Source organism: Micromonospora tarapacensis (assembly GCF_019697375.1).
GTDB classification, from domain to species: domain Bacteria; phylum Actinomycetota; class Actinomycetes; order Mycobacteriales; family Micromonosporaceae; genus Micromonospora; species Micromonospora tarapacensis.
This window is the reverse complement of sequence record NZ_JAHCDI010000004.1, coordinates 1,275,155-1,293,540: the sequence shown is the minus strand read 5'-3', so window position 1 is coordinate 1,293,540 and position 18,386 is coordinate 1,275,155. Positions and strand designations below refer to the sequence as shown.

Here is an 18,386-nt window from a genome sequence, read left to right as displayed (position 1 = left end):
GGTAGTCGGCGGCCGGGAACTTCGCGTAGGAGCCAACGCCGCTCAGGACAGTTGCGAGACCGCCTCGACGAGCAGCCAGCCGCCGCTGATGGCGAACAGTGCGGCGGCACCGTACCTGATCGTCCGTTCCGGCAGCTTCCGGCCGAGCAGCCGGCCGACGACGATGGCCAACGCGTCCGCGGCGACCATGCCGACGGTCGAGCCGACCCAGGTGCCGAACCAGCCGTACTGGGTGGCCAGCGTGATCGTCGCGAGCATCGTCTTGTCGCCGAGTTCGGCGAGGAAGAACGCGACACCGACGGCGAGCACGGCCGACCTGCCGCCCTTGGCCGCCTTGCGCTTCTCCTCCTCGGTGAGCGTGTCACCGCGCAGGGTCCACGCGCCGAAGCCGATGAAGGCCAGCCCCGCCAGCAGCGAGATCCAGCCGGTCGGCAGGGTCGCGCCGAGCCCGTGGCCGAGCGCCACCGAGGCCAGGTGCACCAGCGCGGTGGCGACGGTGATGCCGATCAGGATCGGCATCGTGCGGTATCTGGTGGCAAAGGCCAGGGCCATGAGCTGGGACTTGTCGCCCAGCTCGGCGACGAAGATCACGCCGAAGCTGACCACCAGCGCGACGAGGAAGCCTTCCATGACGTCCTTCCGGATCAGGCCGGGAGGAGGCACGGGGACGCCCTCGACCCGGCTGCAAAGCCTGGGTCGAAGGTCTCGCCCGCCTCATCGCACGAGGCCCCGTGGCCGGATGCGAAACGCACCAGTATGTCGACCACGACGTTGCGGGCTACTCCCCTTCGCTGCCGCCCACCATAGCCGATCATCCACCGACCCGAACCGCCGGGTGAGTCGACCCATCCGCGCCGTCGGGCCGGCCCCGTCCGGGTCGGATCGGTCGGGTCAGCCGGCCCGGGCCAGGGTCACGCCGAACAGACCGTCGGGGTCGGTCCAGAACCGCTCCGCGCGGAACCCCGCCGAGTCCAGTTCGCCGGTGATGCCTTCGGGGCGGAACTTCGCCGACACCTCCGTCCGCAGGTCCTCCCCCGCGGCGAAGCCGACGTCCAGGTCGAGCACCCGTACCCGCATCGGCCGCTCGGCCCGCAGCCGCATCTCGATCCACTCGTGTTCCGGATCCCAGAGCGCGACGTGGGCGAACGCCTCCGGGTCGAGGTCGGCGCCGAGTTCCCGGTTGAGCACCCGCAACACGTTGCGGTTGAACTCCGCGGTCACCCCCGCCGCGTCGTCGTACGCCGGCACGATCACCGCCGGGTCCTTGACCAGGTCGGCACCGACCAGCAGCCAGTCACCCACCTCCAGCGCGGCCCGCATCCGGGCGAGGAACTCGGCCCGCTCGACCGGCAGCAGGTTGCCGACGGTGCCGCCCAGGAAGATCACCAGCCGCCGCCCGCCGGTGGGCAGCCGGTCCAGATGACGGGTGAAGTCCCCGACGATGCCGCGCACCCGCAGCCCGGGGTAGTCGGCGGCGAGGGTGGTGGTGGACCCCCGCAGGGCGCTGACCGACACGTCGAGCGGTACGAACGTCCCGAGGCCACCCGCGCGGACGAACGCGTCCAACAGCAGCCGGGTCTTCTCCGACGAGCCGGAGCCGAGCTCGATCAGGGTCTTCGCAGCGGTCAACTCGGCGATCTCGGCCGCACGCTCGGCCAGCACCGCACGCTCGGCCCGGGTCGGGTAATACTCGGGCAGCCGGGTGATCTCGTCGAACAGCTCGCTGCCCCGGGTGTCGTAGAACCACTTCGGCGGCAGCCACTTCTGCCCGGCGGAGAGCCCGACCCGTACGTCCCGCCGCAGGCTGCGCCCGAGGTCCTGGTCGTCGAGATGGATCTCGAGCGGCTCAGCGCTCATCTGTTTCCCCTTCCGTCGTGCCTGTCTGGGTGCGGCCGGGCCGGTCACGACCCCGCGAGGGCGTACTGGCGTACCTCGGTCACGGTGGCCTCCACGAGCTGCCCCTCGGGCACCTCCCGCCAACCCGGTTCGTCGTCGTGCGGTTCGGAGGCCAGCAGCACCGACAGCGGTGTGGTTCGCAGCGACAGCGCGTGCCCCGCCACGCTGGCGACCACCGTGTGACCGTCGGTGAGCAGCAGGTTGAGCCGCGAGCCGGGGGCGACCTCGGCGACCGAGGTGACCGTCTCGGCGACCGCGCGACCCGGCCCGACACCCGCGCGCAACCGGGCCCGGACCAGCGCCCACAACAACGCCGAGTCGGTGCTCACGTCGAGCGTGAGCAGATCCCGCACCGGCAGCGCGGCGGCGAGCGGCACCACCGAATCCGGCCAGCCGCGCACCACGCCGTTGTGCGAGAACAGCCACCGTCCCTCGGCGAACGGCGCGGCGGCGGCGTCGACGACCGCCATGCCGACCGTGGCCGAGCGGACCGCGGCCAGCACCGCGCCGGCCGAGGTGACCGCCGCGAGTTCGGCGATGGTCGGGTCGCTCCAGATCGGCTGGGCACGCCGGTACCGCACCGGCAGGCCGCCGTCCGGGTACCAGCCGACGCCGAACCCGTCGGCGTTGATCGTCCCGCCGCCGCGCATGTCGCGCGGCGCCCAGGACTGGCGCAGCAGCGAGTGGGGCGGGTCGAACAGCAACTCGCGCAGGAACACCGGCGGCCCGAGGTAGGCCAGATGTCGGCACATCAGGCGACCCGGTCCAGGCCCGTCACGGGCGCGCCTCGTCGGGGCGGGCGTCCCGGGCGCACCGGAAGCCGCTGAAGATCTGCCGGCGGATGGGGTAGTCCCAGTTGCGGAACGTGCCCCGGCAGGCGGCCCGGTCGGTACCGAACGAACCGCCCCGCAGGACCTGGTAGTCGTCGCCGAAGAAGACCTCGGAGTACTCCCGGTAGGGGAACGCGGCGAAGCCCGGATATCCCCGGAACGGGGTGGCGGTCCACTCCCACACGTCGCCGACGAGCTGGTGCACGCCGAGCGGCGAGGCACCGGCCGGGTAGGCGCCGACCGGAGCCGGCCACAGGTGCCGCTGCCCCAGGTTGGCGTGGGTCGCGGTCGGCTCGTCGTCGCCCCACGGATAGCGGCGGGAGCGACCGGTGGTCGGGTCCCAGCGGGCCGCCTTCTCCCACTCCGCCTCGCTGGGCAGTCGCCTGCCGGCCCAGGCGGCGTACGCCTGCGCCTCGTGGAAGCAGACGTGCACCACCGGCTCGTCGTCGCGGACCGGATCCCAACGGCCGAAGCGTTGGTACGCCCAGCCGTCGCCGTCGCGCCGCCAGTGCATCGGCGCGCTCAGCGCGGCCGCGCAGCGGTGTCGCCAGCCCGCCTCGCTCCACCAGCGGGGCTCGTCGTAGCCGCCGTCGGCGATGAACCCGCGGTACGCCCCGTTGGTCACCGGCGCGGCGTCGATCGCGTACGCGGGCAGGTCCACCCGGTGAGCCGGGCGCTCGTTGTCCAGCGCCCACGGGTCGGCGTCGGTGCCCATGACGAAGGGGCCGGCCGGCACCAGCACCTCGGCGGGCACCCGGGCACTCGGCTCGGGCGGCGGCGGCGAGCGCAGCACCGCGGGCCCGGAGCGCAGCTGGTGGGTGGCGAGCATGGTCTCGTCGTGCTGCTGTTCGTGCTGCACGACCATGCCGAAGGCGAAGCCGTCGGCGACCAACCGGCGACTGTCGAAGACCACCCCGTCCAGCAGGTCGTACACCTTGTCCCGGACGGTGGCCACGTAGGCTCGCGCCTGCGCGGGCGGCAGCAGCGGCAGCGACGGACGGTCCCGGCGCGGCTGTTTGAAGGCGTCGTACAGGTCATCGATGTCGCGCCGGACGGGCTCCCGCCCCCCGACGTCCCGAACCAGCCAGATCTCCTCCTGGTTGCCCACGTGGGCCAGGTCCCAGACCAGTGGCGACATCAACGGCGAGTGCTGGCGCACCAGGTCACCGTCATCCACGGCCTCGGTCAGCAGTGCGCTTCGGGCCCGGGTGCGGTCCAGCTCCGCGGCGATCCAGCCGCGTAGTTGCTCGGCACTCCGGCCGGTGCCGGGATCGGTCACCGCTGGCTCCTCTCTGCGGCGTCGCGCCGTCGTCGGATCCCCTGGTCGATCTCGTCGTGCAGGGCCGGCGGCAGGTCCAGCCGCGGCAGCGCCGCCCGGGTCAGGTCGAACAGCTCGACCGCGGCGCGAGCCAGGACGGGGTCGCGCAGGCCCCGCCGGGCGGCGGTGTGCCAGCCGTCGGCCGCCGGTGCGGTCACCGCCATCGCGGCGGCCACCGTGTCCGGACCGCTGAGCAGCGCGCCGAGCAGCGCCGGCGGCAGGATCCAGTCCCGCCCGGGTTGCGCGTCGAGGTAGCGCAGTTCGAGGTAGCCACGCGGGCGTACCGGCGGAAAGAGCGTGGAGACGTGGTATTCGAGGTCGTCGACGCCGGGCGGCCGGGGCAACGCCCCGCCTATCCAGTCGGCGAACGTCACGTCCGGCGGTGGCGTCCAGTCCCCGTCGTCGCGGCGGACACAGAGCAGCGGGGCGGCCAGCACGTACGCCGTCCAGGCGGCGACCGGGTCCGGGTCAGCCCGACCCGGGGACCAGACCGGGGCGGTACGGGCGGGATCGATGCGCCACCACGCCCCCATCCGGGCCGACGCCCAGCCGGTGTCCCGGCCCGCGTGCCGGCCGGCGGTGGCGAAGGCGGCCAGCAAGGTCGGGCCGATGGCGTGGACCAGTTCCCAGCGGGCCCCGAGTTGCTCGGGCTGACCCGCGTCGAGGCAGATCTGCAGGCCGGCCGTGCTGTACATCATCGTCCGACCGTCCGGTCCGTCCCGGTCGAAGACCCGGCGCATGGCGCGGTAGCGCGGCGTGTCGATCACCGGCTGCGGGGGTCGGTACGGATCGATGCCGGCGCGACCCAGGGTCAGGCCGGCGACGTTCAGCAGACGGGTGGCCTGGTCGATGTCGGACTGGGTGGCCTCGATCAGCGCGGCGACGGAGGCTCGGGGCGGGCTGGATATCTCCAGTTGCCCGCCCGGCTCGACGGTCATCGTGCTGCCCTGGAGCAGTCGCAGGGCGGGGCTGGTCGGGTCCAGCGTGGCGGGGCTGTAGGGCCCCAGCGCCGCGCGCAGCCGGGCGGCGTCGAGAGGGCGGGCCGCGTCGGCGGCGTCGTGGACCGTCCATTCGAGCTCGACCCCGGTGAAGATGGGTGGGCCGGTCTTGAAGCAGATGCGGGCCAGGTGACGAGCGGCAGCGGCGCGGTCACGCAGCACCGGAACCTGATCCACCTCCGGCGACGTCACCATCCGACGGCTCCCTTCCCGACCCGGATCCGCCCGCCACCGTAACCCGGCCCGGTGACATTAACCCGCCCCGGTGACATCCACGCCAGGGCCGGGCGGCTCCGCCATCATCTGTCTAGCAGGAGCCGGCCGTCCGTCGAACGGAATTCACGATCCGGTCATCCGGCACCCGGCGGATCGGCCGCCACCCCGGTCAGCCGGCGGGAGTCGCGCTGGGTCGCGGATCCTGATCGGGATCGGCCAGCACGGTCCGGCAGTAGCCCTCGACATTCTCCGCACCACCGGCGCGGACCACCAGTTCGGCGAAGGCCGGGGTCCGCAGGGCGCGTTCCCGTTGACGCGCCGGCTTGGCCAGGTAGGCCCGGCAGAGACCGGGCCGATCGCTGGTGTTGGTCGAGTTGCCCGGACCGACGTAGCCGGAAGCGGCGGGCTCCGGGTCTCCGGGTGCGCCGGCCGGGGGCGTCGGGGACACCGCCGCGCCGCGCGTCGGATCACCGGTGGGGCCGCCGGTCGGGCGGCCGGCCGGTGCCCCGGTGGGTTCGTCGGACGGTCGACCGTCGCCTGCGGTGCGCGACGGCTCGGCCGAACTGGCCGCGGAGGGCAGCGGGGCCGACGGTCCGGGACCGCCCAGGCCGTCCAGCCCATCCAGGCCGCCCGCCGCCAGCGCCGCCCCCGCGGTGGCGGTGGCCGCCAGCCCGGCGATCCAGGCGACGGCGCCAGCGGTGAATCTCCGGCGGCGACGTGCCCGGGCGACCGGCGGTGCCTCCGTGGCACCCTGCCGGGCCGCGCGGAACGCGGCGAGCGCCGCCTCCTCGCCGGCGAGTTCCTGGGCGCGGGGCGGGGCGGCAGCCGCCCGTAGCAAGCCGGCGAGCACGCCCGCCGAGCCGCCCGCCGACGGCTCGGACCGAGGGCCGGCGCCGTGGTCCAGCAGCCCGTCGTGGTCGGTCCGGTACTTTGCCCGGACCGACCGGCGCAGCATCACCCGCAGTCCCCGCATGTCAGCCGTCCACCGGTTCGGCCTGTGCAGCCGGTGGCGGGCCGTCGGTACGCGGGCGCGGCCGGACGTCGATGCGCGACGCGGTCGGAACATCGTCCGGCGGGTTGCCCGTGGCGCCGGGCGCCGCGCTGGCGCCCTGCTGGTCCAGCAGCACGGCCAGCCGGCGCAGCCCACGGTGGGCGGCGGTGCGCACCGCACCGGCCCGGCGGCCGAGCACCCGCCCGGCGGTCTCGGCGTCGAGCCCGACCACCGCCCGCAGCAACACCGCCTCGGCCTCCCGGGGTGGCAGGCCGGCGATCATCGCGAGGGCCGCCTCGGTGCCGATGGCCTCCCCGGCCCGTTCCGCGGTGTCCGCGTCCCCGGCCAGCTCGCAGAGTTCCTGCACCGGCACCGACAGGGCAGGTCGACGCCGTTGCCGGCGCAGATGGTCCATGGCCCGATTCCGGCCGATGGTGACGGCCCAGGCACGGAACTCGCCACCGGTGAAGGTGGGAAGGTCCCGGGCCACCTGCAGCCACGTCTCCGACGCGACGTCCTCGGCGTCCGCACCGACCAGCGCGGTCAGGTAGCGCAGCAGCCCCGGTTGCAGGCTGCGGTAGAGGAAACGGAACGCGTCCTCGTCGCCGGCCTTGGCCGCCTCGACCGCCTGACTCAGTTCGCCGCTCATGGCCGCGCCGCATCCGGCCACCGGCTCGCGCGGGAGACGTCCGGCAGGCGGACGCGCACGGCGCCGGGGCGCTCTTCGAGCCGTACCTCTTCCCGCACCCCGCCCCCGTTGCCTTGTTCGTTCCGCACCACCACGGTTTCGTTCCGCACCACCGCGGTCCGGAAGCGGATCTTCGCCGAGCTTGGCGAGGGCCACAACCGGGCACGGTGCGGCCGTCGCCGAGCCTCGACCGGAATCGGGCTAACGCTAGGAGCCCGGACGTGGCCGGACAAGCCCCGATGCCCACACTCGCAGTGAGAATTGTCTACCCGCGCCGGCGCGGTGACGCCTGGTGCCCGGGGGATCACCGCAGGGATGCCGGGTTGCCGCTCACCCGACTCCGTTCCGGGACCTACCGGCGCGCCCTTTCCTGGCCGCTGTGGGTACGGTGGTGCCGTGTTGTCATCGGAGGTCGTAATCAGCGGTCGGTACCGCTTGGACGAACGGCTCGCCACCGGCGGCATGGGCGACGTCTGGCGGGCGACCGACCTGATCCTCCGCCGGCAGGTCGCCGTCAAGGTGCTGCTGCCGTCGCTGGTTTCCGATCCCGGCTTCATCGCCCGCTTCCGGGCCGAGGCACGGATCATGGCGGCGCTGCGCCACCCGGGAATCGTGCAGGTCTTCGACTGTGGCCAGGACGACCTGCCCGGCGGCGGCCGGGCCGACTACCTGATCATGGAGTTCGTCAGCGGCCAGCCGCTGTCCAAGCGGATCGAGGCCGAGGGCCGCCTGGAGGTGGGCGCGGCCATGTCGGTCGTCGCGCAGGCGGCCCAGGCGCTGCACGCCGCGCACCTCGGCGGGATCGTGCACCGCGACGTGAAGCCGAGCAACCTCCTGGTCCAGGAGGACGGCACCGTCGTCCTGGTCGACTTCGGCGTCGCCCGCTCGACGGACATCACGAGCATCACCAGCACGAACGCGGTGCCCGGCACCGCGCTCTACATGGCACCCGAGCAGGCCGCCGGACGGCCGGTCTCCGGGGCGACCGACCTGTACGCGCTCGGCGCGGTCGGCTACTGCTGCCTCACCGGCAGCCCGCCGTTCACCGGTGACAACCCGCTCCAGGTCGCCGTCCGACACCTCGACGACCCACCGCCCGAACTGCCGCCGGACATTCCGGAAGCGGTACGGGTGCTGATCGCCCGCGCGCTGGCCAAGGATCCGACCGACCGGTTCAGCAGCGGTGCCGCGATGGCGGAGGCCGCCCGGACCGCCGTCTCGGAGGGGTCACTGCCCACGGCCATGGTGCCGGTCGCGGCGGCGCTGCGGGACGCTGGGCCGGACACCCGGGCCGACCTGCCGGTGACCGGCGCACCACCGCCCGGCGGCCGGCGACGCCGCGGCACCCTCGTCGGTGCGCTCACCGCCGTGCTGGTCGGGTTGACGGCGTTGGGCGCGGCGCTCGGCGCGGCGCATGAGGCCGACACCCCGGCGGTCAAGCTGCCGACCCCGGGCCGACGGCCGAGTCCGTCGTCGATGAGGTGGCGCCGTCGACCGGCGAGGAGAGCGTGCCCGCCCAGGTGCCGCCGCTCCGTCCGGCCGGCTCGACGGTCAGACCGACAAAATCCCCGTCGCCGGGGCCGACCACGCCGCAGCCCAGCGAGTCGAGCGAGCCCGAGTCACCGGACCCGACGGCGCCGGAGCCCGACCCCGAGCCCGAGCCGACCGCGTCCAGCGCCTCCCCGACGAGCTCGACCGAGCCGTCCGACCCGCCGACGTCGAGCCCTCCGCCGGTGACACCACCGGACACCGGTGACGAGGGCAGCTGAGTCACACCCACCCCGACCTTCCCGAATTTCCCGAAACGGACGTACGGCAGCAGACCTCGCTCTAGGCTCCTCACCAGCAGTTATCCCCTACTGTTCGGGAGCTCGGGTGAGCGTGGAGAAGTTGGTCGTCATCGGCCAGGGGTACGTCGGTCTGCCGCTGGCCGTGCGGGCCGTGGAGGTCGGTCTGGACGTGGTCGGCCTCGATGTCGACGCGGACCGGGTCAAGCGCCTCTCCTCGGGCGAGTCGTTCGTGGCGGACATCCCCGCCGACCGGCTCGGCCGGGCACTGGCCAGTGGCCGCTACCACCCGAGCACCGACTACGCCGACGCCAAGGACTTCGACGTCTGCGTCATCACCGTGCCCACGCCGCTGCGCGACGGCACGCCCGACCTGAGCTTCGTCGAGCAGGCCGGCACGGCGGTCGGGCCGTACCTGCGGCCGGGCTGCGCGGTGGTCCTGGAGTCCACCACCTACCCGGGCACCACCGAGGAGTTGCTGCGTCCACTGCTGGAGTCGGCCAGCGGGTTGCGTAGTCCCGGGGACTTCCACCTCGGGTACAGCCCCGAACGGATCGACCCGGGCAACCGGACCTGGCGGCTGGAGAACACCCCGAAGGTGGTCTCCGGCGTGGACGACGCCTCGCTGGCCCGGGTCGACGGGTTCTACCGCCGCCTGGTGGAGCGTACGGTGCCGGTGGACTCGACCCGCGTCGCCGAGCTGACCAAGCTGCTTGAGAACACCTTCCGCCAGGTCAACATCGCCCTGGTCAACGAGCTGACGATGCTCTCGCACCAGCTGGACATCGACGTGTGGCAGGCGATCGACGCGGCGGAGAGCAAGCCGTTCGGCTTCATGCCGTTCCGGCCCGGCCCCGGTGTCGGTGGGCACTGCCTGCCGATCGACCCCTGCTACCTCTCCTGGCAGGTCAAGCGCCGCCTCGGGCGGCAGTTCCGGTTCATCGAACTGGCCAACGACGTCAACCACGAGATGCCCGAGCACGTGGCGCAGCGGGTGATGGCGGGGCTGAACCGGTCCGGGCGGGCCCTCAACGGCGCCCGGCTGCTCCTGCTCGGCCTGGCGTACAAACGCAACACCGGGGACATGCGCGACTCGCCGGCGGTCGACGTGGCCCGGCGACTGCGAGAACTCGGCGCCGAGGTCCGCGCGGTCGAGCCGTACGCCCAGGCACACCACCTTCCCGCCGGCGTGCTGACGGTGGACCTGACCGAGCGTGAGGTGCGCGCCGCCGACGGCGTGGTGGTGGTCACCGACCACGATGTCTTCGACTATGACCTGGTCACCCGGCACGCCCGTTACGTCTTCGACACTCGCAACCGCTGCACCGGCCCCACCGTGGAGCGCCTCTGAGACAGCAGACCCGCCAGCTCGGCGGAGGGTGAGCAACACGGGCAGCGGCGGGCACCGGCGCGGGCTGCCGCCGGTCAGGTCGGCAGGATGTCGCGCATCCGGGCGATCTCGACGGCCTGCTCGGTGGCGACGGAGGTGGCGAACTGCTCCACGGTCAGGTCGAGGCCGACCTTGAGCACGTCGGTCGCCATCACCACGGCACCCTCGTGATGCTCGGTCATCATCTGCAGGAAGAGACGGTCGAAGTCGGCACCGCGGGCGTCGGCGAGCCGGCGCATCGCCTCGGGGGAATGCATGCCGCGCATCGTGGTGTGGTCGTGTCCGTCGACCTCGCCGGCGAGGCCGCGCGCGGTGAGCCAGGCGCGCAACACTCCGATCTCCGGCCCCTGGCTGGCCCGAATCCGCTCGGCCAAAGCGCGCACCTGCGCGGCGGCGGCACGGTCGGTCGCCAGCCCGGCCATCTCCAGCGCCTGCTGGTGGTGCGAGATCATCATCCGTACGAACCAGGTGTCCAGGCTGTTGTAGCGCGGTGACGAGTCGTCGCGGACCTCGGCGGCGTCCCGCTCGGCGGCCTCCTCACCGGGCCGTCCGGGCACGATGACCGGCGGGACGTCGGCGTCCTGCGCGGTCGGTGCGGGATCGGCGGCGGTCGGTGCGGGATCGGCGGTGACCGCGGCCGGTGCCGAGTCGGGCGCGACGGCGTCTTCGGTGCCGCCGCGCAGCGCGAGTGCCCCGGCGGTCAGCACCACGGCGACCGATGTGACGACGGCGAGCAGCCGTCCACGTCGGGCGGTCATGCGACACCCCCTCAGGGTCGAGGTCGCAGCGATCGTAACCATTGACGATGACCGCAAGATGTGATCGAGGTCACATCGATGAATCTCTTCGGTGAGTAAGGTACGGCCATCGTCATTTCCCTTTCGTGAAGGGTGTCGCCGATGGTCGGATCGACCCTGCCACGGGGGCGGCAACTGCGCATCGTCAGTGTGGCCGCCACCGGGCTCCTCCTCGCCAGCATCGCCGTTGCCCCACCGGGCAACGCGCAGACCGTCTCGCAAGCGGCCACCGAGTCCGCCGCGGCCGTCGAGGCACCCCTCGGTGTCGACGAGATCTCCAGCAGCTACAACCTCAGGCTGATCGCCAACCTGCCGAAGCAGGCTCCGTTCGACACCACCGCGGCACTCGGCACCGACATCGCCTTCCAGGGCAAGTACGCCTTCGTCGGCAACTACGACGGCCTGGTCATCTACGACGTCTCCAGGCCGAGCCGGCCGAGGATCGTGTCGCAGGTGCTCTGCCCGGGCGCGCAGAACGACGTCTCCATCCACGGGAACCTGCTCTTCCTGTCGACCGACTCGTCCCGCAACGACGACTCGTGCAGCAGCGCCTCCCAGTCCGCCACGGTCAAGGAATCGTGGGAGGGCATCAAGATCTTCGACGTCCGGGACAAGACCAAGCCCCGCTACCTCAAGTCGGTCGAGACCGCCTGCGGCTCACACACCCACACGCTGGTGCCGGGCAAGGACAAGAAGTCGGTCTACCTCTACGTCTCCTCGTACAGCCCGCAGACCGCGTTCCCGGACTGCCAGCCACCGCACGACTCGATCAGCATCGTGAAGGTGCCGCTGAAGAAGCCGACCGACGCCGCCGTCGTCGCCACGCCGAACCTCTTCTCCGACGGCGGCTACCAGGGACGGCCGGGCGGCTCGGCGACCACCGGCTGCCATGACATCACCGCCTACCCGGCCAAGGACCTCGCGGCCGGCGCGTGCATGGGTGACGGAGTGCTGCTGGACATCAGCAGGCGGGAGGCACCGCGGGTGCTGCACACCGTGCGGGACACGACCAACTTCGCGTTCTGGCACTCGGCGACCTTCAACAACCGCGGCACCAAGGTCGTCTTCACCGACGAGCTCGGCGGCGGTGGCGGCGCCACCTGCAACGAGACCGTGGGTCCGGACCGTGGCGCCAACGCCATCTACGACATCACCGGCCGTGGCAACGGCCGGAAGCTGGAGTTCCGCAGCTACTACAAGATCCCGCGGACCAACGGCGACACCGAGAACTGCGTGGCGCACAACGGCTCGCTGATCCCGGTGCTCGGCAAGGACATCATGGTCCAGGCGTGGTACCAGGGCGGCGTGTCGGTCTGGGACTTCACCAACTCCCGCAAGCCGAAGGAGATCGGCTTCTGGGAGCGCGGCCCGCTGTCGGACACCCAGCTGATGATCGGCGGCTCCTGGTCCGCCTACTACTACAACGGACACATCTACTCCTCTGACATCCAGAAGGGGTTGGACGTGCTCGAACTCAACGACTGGCGGACGTGGACGGCCAAGCTGGTCCACTACCGCGAGTTGAACGTCCAGACCCAGCCCAGCTACCTGAGCTGGTAGGCACCCCGCACCCACCGGGCCCGGCCCCGACCCGCACCGCGGGTGGCCGGGCCCGGTCGCGTACCGGCGGTGCGGACCCGAGGACACCATCCGTCGCGTTTCCTCCCGCGCGCCACGGGTACCTCGTCCGTCACGCAGGACAGGGGTGGTGACATGAAACGCAACGAGTACCACGTGGTGCCCGACGGCGCTGGCTGGAAGGTCGAGCAGGGCAGCACGATCGTCGGCCACTACGACACGAAGCAGCGGGCGGTCGACGCCGGGCGCACGGCGGCGCACGGCAACGAGCCCAGCCAGCTCGTGGTGCACACCGCCGACGGGAAGATCGAGACCGAATTCACCTACCAGGACGACCCGTACCCGCCCGCCGGCTGACCGGGCCGCCGCACCAGCGCGGCCGTGGCGATTCTCGGCACGCTCGCCGCGATCGGCTTCCGTGGCGACGCCGGCTGAGCCGGCCGGAGACCGGCGAGCGACGGCCGCCCGCCCTCCGTGCCGGGCGGCCGTCCGGGTTCAGGCCCGACGCACCGGCAGTTGCAGCTCGGTGACGCCCTTGTCGGCCTCCTCGGGCCAGTACTCCAGGTAGAACTCACGGGCGTAGCCGTCCGTCCGCCAGTCGTTCTCCTCGATCCAGCGGGCCAACACCTGCAGGCTGCGGTCGGCCGAGTCCATCGGGCCGTGGTGGATCGTCGTCGCCGCCGTGACCGGCGGCAGGTCCACCACGGCGAAGTCGCGGGCCGCCGCCGGGCCGGCGTCGAACCCGACCCCGGCGTGCACCACGACCGCCTCGCCGTCGTCGGCCGGGTCGTACCAGGCCAGCGCCGGCCCGATCGGGCGGACGCCGGCGGCCTCCAGCCGGCGGAACAGCTCCGGGTAGAGCGGGGTCAGCACCGGGCCGATGTCCGCGCCGTCGTAGCTGCGGGCGACCGCGCTCAGCTCCGCGACCCGGATCGGCGGGAGCTTCTTGATCACAACGTCCTGACTGGTCATCCGACCCTCCGTCTCGATCATGTGGAGCCTCGCCTCGACCCCGGACAGCCGGGCGGTGTCCGCCGCCAGCTGCGCCTCCAGTTGGGCACGGCGCAGCCGCAGCATGCCGCGCAGCTCGGCGAGGTCGACGGCGTCGTCGAGGATCGCCCGCACCTGGCCCAGTGTCAGGCCCAGGTCCTTGAGGGCGATCACCCGGTTGAGCCGGCCCAGCTGGGCGGCGGTGTAGTAGCGGTAGCCGCTGTGCGGGTCGACGGCGGCCGGCGGCAGCAGTCCGATGCTGTCGTAGTGCCGCAGCATCCGCACCGACACCCGGCCCAGGCTGGCGAAGTCTCCGATGGTGAACATGGTCCCTCCACGGTCGGCGCTGACACCGTGTCAGAGTCAACCGCGGGCCACCAGTCCGCTCGGGCGGCGGTTCAGCCGGGCAGCGGTGCCCCGTCGCCCCGGTTGCGGCGCGGGGACACCAGCCGGCGCATCATCGGCGCGGCGTTCCACCGTGCCGCGCCGACCAGGTCGCGGGCGTGTTCCAGCACGGTGTAGTCCGGCCTGGCCCGGCCGGCGGCGAGTGCGGCGTCCAGGTCGTTGCCGCAGCGCATCAGCACGCTGTCGAAGTCGCGGCGGACCGGCTCCAGCAGGTGGTAGCCGAACGAACGGTACAGCCGGGCGAAGAGTGGCTTGTACAGCCGGGCCCGCTCGTGCAGGCCGGACGAGTACGACATCGGGTTCTTCGGGCGGCGCCGGATGTAGTCGGGCAACAGGTCGGCGAAGGCCCGCCGGACGATCCACTTCTCCTGGCCGGCGCGCATCTTCAGCTCGATCGGCAGCCGCATCGCCAGCTCGACCACGGCCAGGTCCAGGAACGGCACCCGGGCCTCGACACCGAACCCCATGCTGGTCCGGTCGACCCGCTGCAACTCGGTACGGCACAGGTTGCGGATCTTGTGCAGGAAGAGGCGCCGGGACGCCGCCGGTCCGACCTCGTGGTACATCGGGTAACCGCCGAACAGCTCGTCGGAGCCGTCGCCGGTGAGCACCACCTTGACGCCCAGCTCCCGCAGCCGGCGGAAGATCGGCACCGAGACCACCGCGTTGATGATGTCGCCGTACTCGGTCAGCTCCGACATCCGGATCGCCTCCCGCACGTCGGCGAGCCGGATGTCGCGCGGGCGCAGCTCCACCACCTCGTGCGGCACGCCGAGGTCCTTCGCCAGCCGGCGGGCGTACGCCAGGTCGGGGCTGCCCGGCGCACCGACGGTGACCGCGACGCAGTCCGGATGCAGCTGTGCCGCGTGCAGCAGCGCCAGCGAGCTGTCCAGCCCGCCGGAGAGCACCACGCCCACCGTGAGGTCGGTGTCCAGCCGCACCCGGATGCTGTCGGTGAGGGCGGTACGGACGAGCAGGGCGGCCTCGTCCGGGTCCGCCACCACCGGCAGCCCCGCGCCGAGGGCGAGCAGGTCCACGTACGGCCGCAGCCGGACCTGCCGGTCGGCGTCGGCCCAGCCGTGCTGTCCCGGCGGCACCTCCGCCACCGGCACGCCCAGCCGCGTCAGCGCCTTCACCTCGCTCGCCACGTGCAGGCACCCCGGCGTCCGCGCCCAGTAGAGCGGCTTCACCCCGAGCGGGTCCCGCACCAGGTACGCCCGACCGGTGGCCCGTTCCACGACGGCGAACGCGTACTCGCCGCGCAGCCGGGTCACCATCCGCTCGCCCCAGTGCTCGAAGGCGGCGAGCACCACCTCGGTGTCGCTGCTGCTGCGGAACCGGTGGCCGAGTCCGCTCAGCTCGGTACGCAACTCGTGGTGGTTGAAGACCTCGCCGTTGTAGCAGAGCAGCCAGCGTTCGTCGGCGGAGACCCAGGGCTGCACCGCACGCTCCCGGTCCACCACCCGCAACCGCCGGGTTCCGGCCAGCAGGCCACTCTCGTACCGGGTTTCGGTGACCTCACCTCGCGGGGCGAGCGTGCCGAGCATCCGCCGGAAGATCGCCGGGTCGGCCTCCGGGCCGACGCTGAGCACGATTCCGCACATCGTTCAGATCCCCATCTCGGCTTCGTACGCTCCGCGCAGCCGCGGCGCCGCCGACGGGGCGAGGCAGATGTGCCAGGCCTGTCCCTCGTCGACGACGTTGATCTCGCCGGCGCGCTGCCGGTTCAGCAGTACCCCGGCCAGGGTGTCCCGGGCACCGAAGCGGCCGTACCACTCCATCTCCACGTCGACCGCCCAACCCAGGCAGTGGCCGCTGGGCACCATCGCGGCGTAGCCCAGGCGCCGCAACCGGTACTGGTGCTCGGCGCTGCGGACCAGGCTGGTCACCCACAGTGGCGGGGTGCCCGCCGGGGTGGCGGCGGCGAACTCATCTCCGATGGCGTTGAGCAGGGCGACCACCTCTCGGCGGGCACGCCGGAACAGCACGCCGGCGGTGCGTGGGGTGGCGTCCGGCAGCACCCGGCGCCGCAGCGCGCGTATCCCCCGGCCGACGACCGTGCCGGGCTGCTCGGTGTAGCGGAACCGCAGCAGTTCCCGGCGCCGTAGCCACTCCAGGTCGACCAGCTCGGTGCTGTGGTGGACCTCGCTGTCGGTGAGGAAGGTCGACGTGTCGCGCCACCACATCACGTCGATCCGGGACAGCAGGTAGATCCGGACCAGCGCGGCCAGGTCGGCGGCGGAGCTGCGGGTGTTCGGCTGGTACCGCGCCATCTCCAGCAGCAGGGTCTCGCGGGCGCCGATCAACCCCTGCGAGGTCGCGTCGAGCACGTCGGCGATGGCTGGTTCCCGCAGTCGCTGGTCGATCAGCACCTGGCGGGCCTTGGCGCTGCTCTCACCGGCGAGCGCGCTCACCTCGACAAGCAGTTCAGCCACGGCGTCGCGATACGCCTCCAGGTCGGGCGGAGCCGCGGCGAGCGGACGGACGACACCCCGTTGCCGACGACGGGCCGGGGTGACGGGAGGACCGGACCGGTGTCCCGGGCTTCGGCTGGGCACTCGCATGGTCGGTCCTCTCTGCCGGCGCGACGATCGCCTGTTGCAGACAGTAATCACGCAAATAGGGATGAGTGCGAGCAGCACTCCCGAATCCCCCTAAGGCGTGGCGAAGTGGTAGATGAGCATCCGGTGGGCACGGGGTGGCGGGCCCCCTCGTGTGTTCCGGTGGTCGGCTCAGCGGGCGAAAGGGCGTAATGAAAAGCTTGACCCATGAGTTCCACGCCCGTAGAGCCCGCCCCGTCCACCGACCACCCCGCCTTCGCGGATCTCGGCCTGCGGCCCGAACTGCTCGCCGCACTCGCCGCGCTCGGCTACGAGGAGCCCACGCCGATCCAGCGCGAGGCGATCCCTCCGCTGCTGGCCGGTCGGGACCTGCTCGGGCAGGCGGCGACGGGCACCGGCAAGACCGCGGCGTTCGCACTGCCCCTGCTGCAACGGATGCCGGACGATCGGACGGGCGACCCGCTGGCCCTGGTCCTGGTGCCGACGCGGGAACTCGCGGTGCAGGTGTCGGAGGCGTTCCACCGCTACGGCAAGGACCTCGGCGCCCGGGTGCTGCCGATCTACGGCGGTCAGCCGATCGGCCGGCAGCTGCGGGCGTTGGACATCGGGGTCGACGTCGTGGTGGCCACCCCCGGCCGGGCACTGGACCACATCGCCCGGGGCACGCTGCGGCTGGGCAACATCGCCGCGGTGGTGCTCGACGAGGCGGACGAGATGCTCGACATGGGCTTCGCCGAGGACATCGACGCGATCCTGGAGCACGCCCCCGAGCAGCGCCAGACGCTGCTCTTCTCCGCGACCATGCCGTCGCGGATCGACGGCATGGCCCGGGCTCACCTGAACGATCCGCTGCGGATCCTCATCGCCCGCGAGCAGGCGGTCGCCGGGGAGGCGCCCCGGGTACGGCAGAGCGCCTACCTGGTGGCCCGGGCGCACAAGCCGGCGGCGCTGGGCCGGGTGCTCGACGTCGAGTCGCCCGCCGCGGCGATCGTGTTCTGCCGCAGCCGGGAGGAGGTCGACCGGCTCACCGAGACGATGAACGGTCGCGGGTACCGGGCCGAGGCGCTGCACGGCGGGATGAGCCAGGAACAGCGCGACCGGGTGATGGGACGGCTCCGGGCCGGCACCGCCGACCTGCTGGTCGCCACCGACGTGGCGGCCCGCGGGCTGGACGTCGAACAACTCAGCCACGTGGTCAACTACGACGTGCCGTCGGCTCCGGAGTCGTACGTGCACCGCATCGGCCGGGTGGGCCGGGCCGGCCGGGAGGGGGTGGCCATCACCCTGGCCGAGCCACGGGAGCACCGGATGCTCAAGACCATCGAGCGGGTCACCGGGCAACGGATCACGATCGACAAGATCCCCACCGTCGCCGACCTGCGTACCCGCCGACTGGAGCTGACCCAGGCCGCGCTGCGGGAGAGTCTGCTGGAGGACGACCTGGACCCGTTCCGGGTCATCGTGGAGACGCTCAGCGACGAGTTCGACCTGATGGAGGTGGCGCTCGCCGCGGTGAAACTGTCCCACGAGGCCAACCTGCCCGGCTCCGACGAGGCCGAGGAGGAGATCCCGCAGGTCGCGGTCCGCGCAGGTCGAGAGGGCCGGGAGTCCCGGCCCGGATACGACGGCCGGGGCGAACGCCGGCCGGGGCGTCCCCGTGCCAGCGGCACCACCCAGGTCTTCATCGGCCTCGGCCGGCGCGCCGGGGTGCGCCCGCAGGACCTGGTGGGCGCGATCACCGGCGAGACCGGAATCCGTGGCCGGGACATCGGCTCGATCGAGATCGCCGACCGCTTCTCCCTGGTCGAGGTGCCGAACTCGGTCGCCGACGAGGTCATCTCCGGGCTGCGCGGCAGCACCATCAAGGGCCGCAAGGCCACCGTCCGCCGCGACCGCGACGACCGCCACTGACGCGGAGGGACCCCGTCGAGCGGGATCCCT

The 18,386-nt window shown here is 72.6% G+C and carries 15 protein-coding genes and 1 pseudogene; 5 read left to right on the top strand and 11 right to left on the bottom strand.

All coding sequences use genetic code 11. The features are described 5' to 3' along the window. Nucleotides 1-42 precede the first annotated feature (42 nt). The 7 genes from KIF24_RS11790 to KIF24_RS11760 form a co-directional block, all read right to left on the bottom strand. A complete protein-coding gene (locus KIF24_RS11790; RefSeq protein WP_221087310.1) occupies nt 43-630 on the bottom strand; it encodes a TMEM165/GDT1 family protein in 588 nt (195 codons plus the stop codon). Nucleotides 631-891: 261 nt separating this feature from the next. Then, the gene (egtD, locus tag KIF24_RS11785) at nt 892-1,857 is read right to left on the bottom strand and encodes an L-histidine N(alpha)-methyltransferase (protein ID WP_221084079.1); all 966 of its coding nucleotides are present in this window, start codon (nt 1,855-1,857) and stop codon (nt 892-894) included. Between the two features lie 44 nt (nt 1,858-1,901). Further along, on the bottom strand, nt 1,902-2,648 hold the full coding sequence (egtC, locus tag KIF24_RS11780; protein ID WP_221084078.1) for an ergothioneine biosynthesis protein EgtC: 747 nt from the start codon (nt 2,646-2,648) through the stop codon (nt 1,902-1,904). A gap of 22 nt (nt 2,649-2,670) precedes the next feature. Beyond that, nucleotides 2,671-4,005, bottom strand: a complete 1,335-nt coding sequence (gene egtB / locus KIF24_RS11775) for an ergothioneine biosynthesis protein EgtB (RefSeq protein ID WP_221084077.1) — start codon at nt 4,003-4,005, stop codon at nt 2,671-2,673. Beyond that, nucleotides 4,002-5,237 carry a glutamate-cysteine ligase family protein gene (locus KIF24_RS11770; protein WP_221084076.1) on the bottom strand — a complete coding sequence of 412 codons (1,236 nt, stop codon included), beginning with the start codon at nt 5,235-5,237 and terminating at the stop codon, nt 4,002-4,004. The genes egtB and KIF24_RS11770 overlap by 4 nt, the downstream gene beginning before the upstream one ends. 190 nt (nt 5,238-5,427) lie before the next feature. Beyond that, nucleotides 5,428-6,231: a hypothetical protein gene (locus KIF24_RS11765; RefSeq protein WP_221084075.1), complete on the bottom strand. Its 804-nt coding sequence runs from the start codon at nt 6,229-6,231 to the stop codon at nt 5,428-5,430. A 1-nt stretch (nt 6,232) separates the two neighbouring features. After that, on the bottom strand, nt 6,233-6,898 hold the full coding sequence (locus tag KIF24_RS11760) for an RNA polymerase sigma factor (RefSeq protein WP_221084074.1): 666 nt from the start codon (nt 6,896-6,898) through the stop codon (nt 6,233-6,235). Nucleotides 6,899-7,333: 435 nt separating this feature from the next. Here KIF24_RS11760 and KIF24_RS11755 point away from each other — a divergent pair. Then, nucleotides 7,334-8,706: pseudogene (locus tag KIF24_RS11755) on the top strand (serine/threonine-protein kinase). A gap of 106 nt (nt 8,707-8,812) precedes the next feature. Continuing rightward, on the top strand, nt 8,813-10,075 hold the full coding sequence (locus KIF24_RS11750; protein ID WP_221084073.1) for a nucleotide sugar dehydrogenase: 1,263 nt from the start codon (nt 8,813-8,815) through the stop codon (nt 10,073-10,075). 74 nt (nt 10,076-10,149) lie between these two features. On the opposite strand, the gene KIF24_RS11745 is transcribed toward KIF24_RS11750, so the two are convergent. After that, nucleotides 10,150-10,872 (bottom strand): DUF305 domain-containing protein, encoded by a 723-nt coding sequence (locus tag KIF24_RS11745; protein ID WP_221084072.1) that lies wholly within the window; start codon nt 10,870-10,872, stop codon nt 10,150-10,152. Between the two features lie 141 nt (nt 10,873-11,013). Between KIF24_RS11745 and KIF24_RS11740 the strand changes: the two genes are divergently transcribed. Both KIF24_RS11740 and KIF24_RS11735 read left to right on the top strand, forming a co-directional pair. After that, nucleotides 11,014-12,471 carry an LVIVD repeat-containing protein gene (locus tag KIF24_RS11740; RefSeq protein ID WP_221084071.1) on the top strand — a complete coding sequence of 486 codons (1,458 nt, stop codon included), beginning with the start codon at nt 11,014-11,016 and terminating at the stop codon, nt 12,469-12,471. A gap of 153 nt (nt 12,472-12,624) precedes the next feature. After that, a complete protein-coding gene (locus KIF24_RS11735) occupies nt 12,625-12,846 on the top strand; it encodes a DUF2188 domain-containing protein (protein WP_221084070.1) in 222 nt (73 codons plus the stop codon). Between the two features lie 138 nt (nt 12,847-12,984). Here the strand turns inward: KIF24_RS11735 and KIF24_RS11730 are convergent, their stop codons facing one another. The 3 genes from KIF24_RS11730 to KIF24_RS11720 all read right to left on the bottom strand — a co-directional run bounded on the left by KIF24_RS11730 (nt 12,985) and on the right by KIF24_RS11720 (nt 16,448). Beyond that, nucleotides 12,985-13,806: a MerR family transcriptional regulator gene (locus KIF24_RS11730; protein ID WP_221084069.1), complete on the bottom strand. Its 822-nt coding sequence runs from the start codon at nt 13,804-13,806 to the stop codon at nt 12,985-12,987. A gap of 71 nt (nt 13,807-13,877) precedes the next feature. Further along, the gene (locus KIF24_RS11725; protein WP_221084068.1) at nt 13,878-15,488 is read right to left on the bottom strand and encodes an asparagine synthetase B family protein; all 1,611 of its coding nucleotides are present in this window, start codon (nt 15,486-15,488) and stop codon (nt 13,878-13,880) included. Nucleotides 15,489-15,491: 3 nt separating this feature from the next. Further along, the gene (locus tag KIF24_RS11720; RefSeq protein ID WP_221084067.1) at nt 15,492-16,448 is read right to left on the bottom strand and encodes a DUF5715 family protein; all 957 of its coding nucleotides are present in this window, start codon (nt 16,446-16,448) and stop codon (nt 15,492-15,494) included. A 204-nt stretch (nt 16,449-16,652) separates the two neighbouring features. Between KIF24_RS11720 and KIF24_RS11715 the strand changes: the two genes are divergently transcribed. Beyond that, nucleotides 16,653-18,356 carry a DEAD/DEAH box helicase gene (locus KIF24_RS11715; RefSeq protein WP_221084066.1) on the top strand — a complete coding sequence of 568 codons (1,704 nt, stop codon included), beginning with the start codon at nt 16,653-16,655 and terminating at the stop codon, nt 18,354-18,356. The last annotated feature ends 30 nt before the right edge of the window (nt 18,357-18,386 follow it).

Bases quoted from the DNA above. Each gene is read 5' to 3' on its own strand.
- egtC (WP_221084078.1), bottom strand. From the start codon at position 2,648: ATGTGCCGACATCTGGCCTACCTCGGGCCGCCGGTGTTCCTGCGCGAG.
- egtD (WP_221084079.1), bottom strand. From the start codon at position 1,857: ATGAGCGCTGAGCCGCTCGAGATCCATCTCGACGACCAGGACCTCGGG.
- KIF24_RS11790 (WP_221087310.1), bottom strand. From the start codon at position 630: ATGGAAGGCTTCCTCGTCGCGCTGGTGGTCAGCTTCGGCGTGATCTTC.
- KIF24_RS11740 (WP_221084071.1), top strand. From the start codon at position 11,014: ATGGTCGGATCGACCCTGCCACGGGGGCGGCAACTGCGCATCGTCAGT.
- KIF24_RS11760 (WP_221084074.1), bottom strand. From the start codon at position 6,898: ATGAGCGGCGAACTGAGTCAGGCGGTCGAGGCGGCCAAGGCCGGCGAC.
- KIF24_RS11735 (WP_221084070.1), top strand. From the start codon at position 12,625: ATGAAACGCAACGAGTACCACGTGGTGCCCGACGGCGCTGGCTGGAAG.
- KIF24_RS11765 (WP_221084075.1), bottom strand. From the start codon at position 6,231: ATGCGGGGACTGCGGGTGATGCTGCGCCGGTCGGTCCGGGCAAAGTAC.
- KIF24_RS11715 (WP_221084066.1), top strand. From the start codon at position 16,653: ATGAGTTCCACGCCCGTAGAGCCCGCCCCGTCCACCGACCACCCCGCC.
- KIF24_RS11730 (WP_221084069.1), bottom strand. From the start codon at position 13,806: ATGTTCACCATCGGAGACTTCGCCAGCCTGGGCCGGGTGTCGGTGCGG.
- KIF24_RS11725 (WP_221084068.1), bottom strand. From the start codon at position 15,488: ATGTGCGGAATCGTGCTCAGCGTCGGCCCGGAGGCCGACCCGGCGATC.
- KIF24_RS11770 (WP_221084076.1), bottom strand. From the start codon at position 5,237: ATGGTGACGTCGCCGGAGGTGGATCAGGTTCCGGTGCTGCGTGACCGC.
- KIF24_RS11745 (WP_221084072.1), bottom strand. From the start codon at position 10,872: ATGACCGCCCGACGTGGACGGCTGCTCGCCGTCGTCACATCGGTCGCC.
- KIF24_RS11720 (WP_221084067.1), bottom strand. From the start codon at position 16,448: ATGCGAGTGCCCAGCCGAAGCCCGGGACACCGGTCCGGTCCTCCCGTC.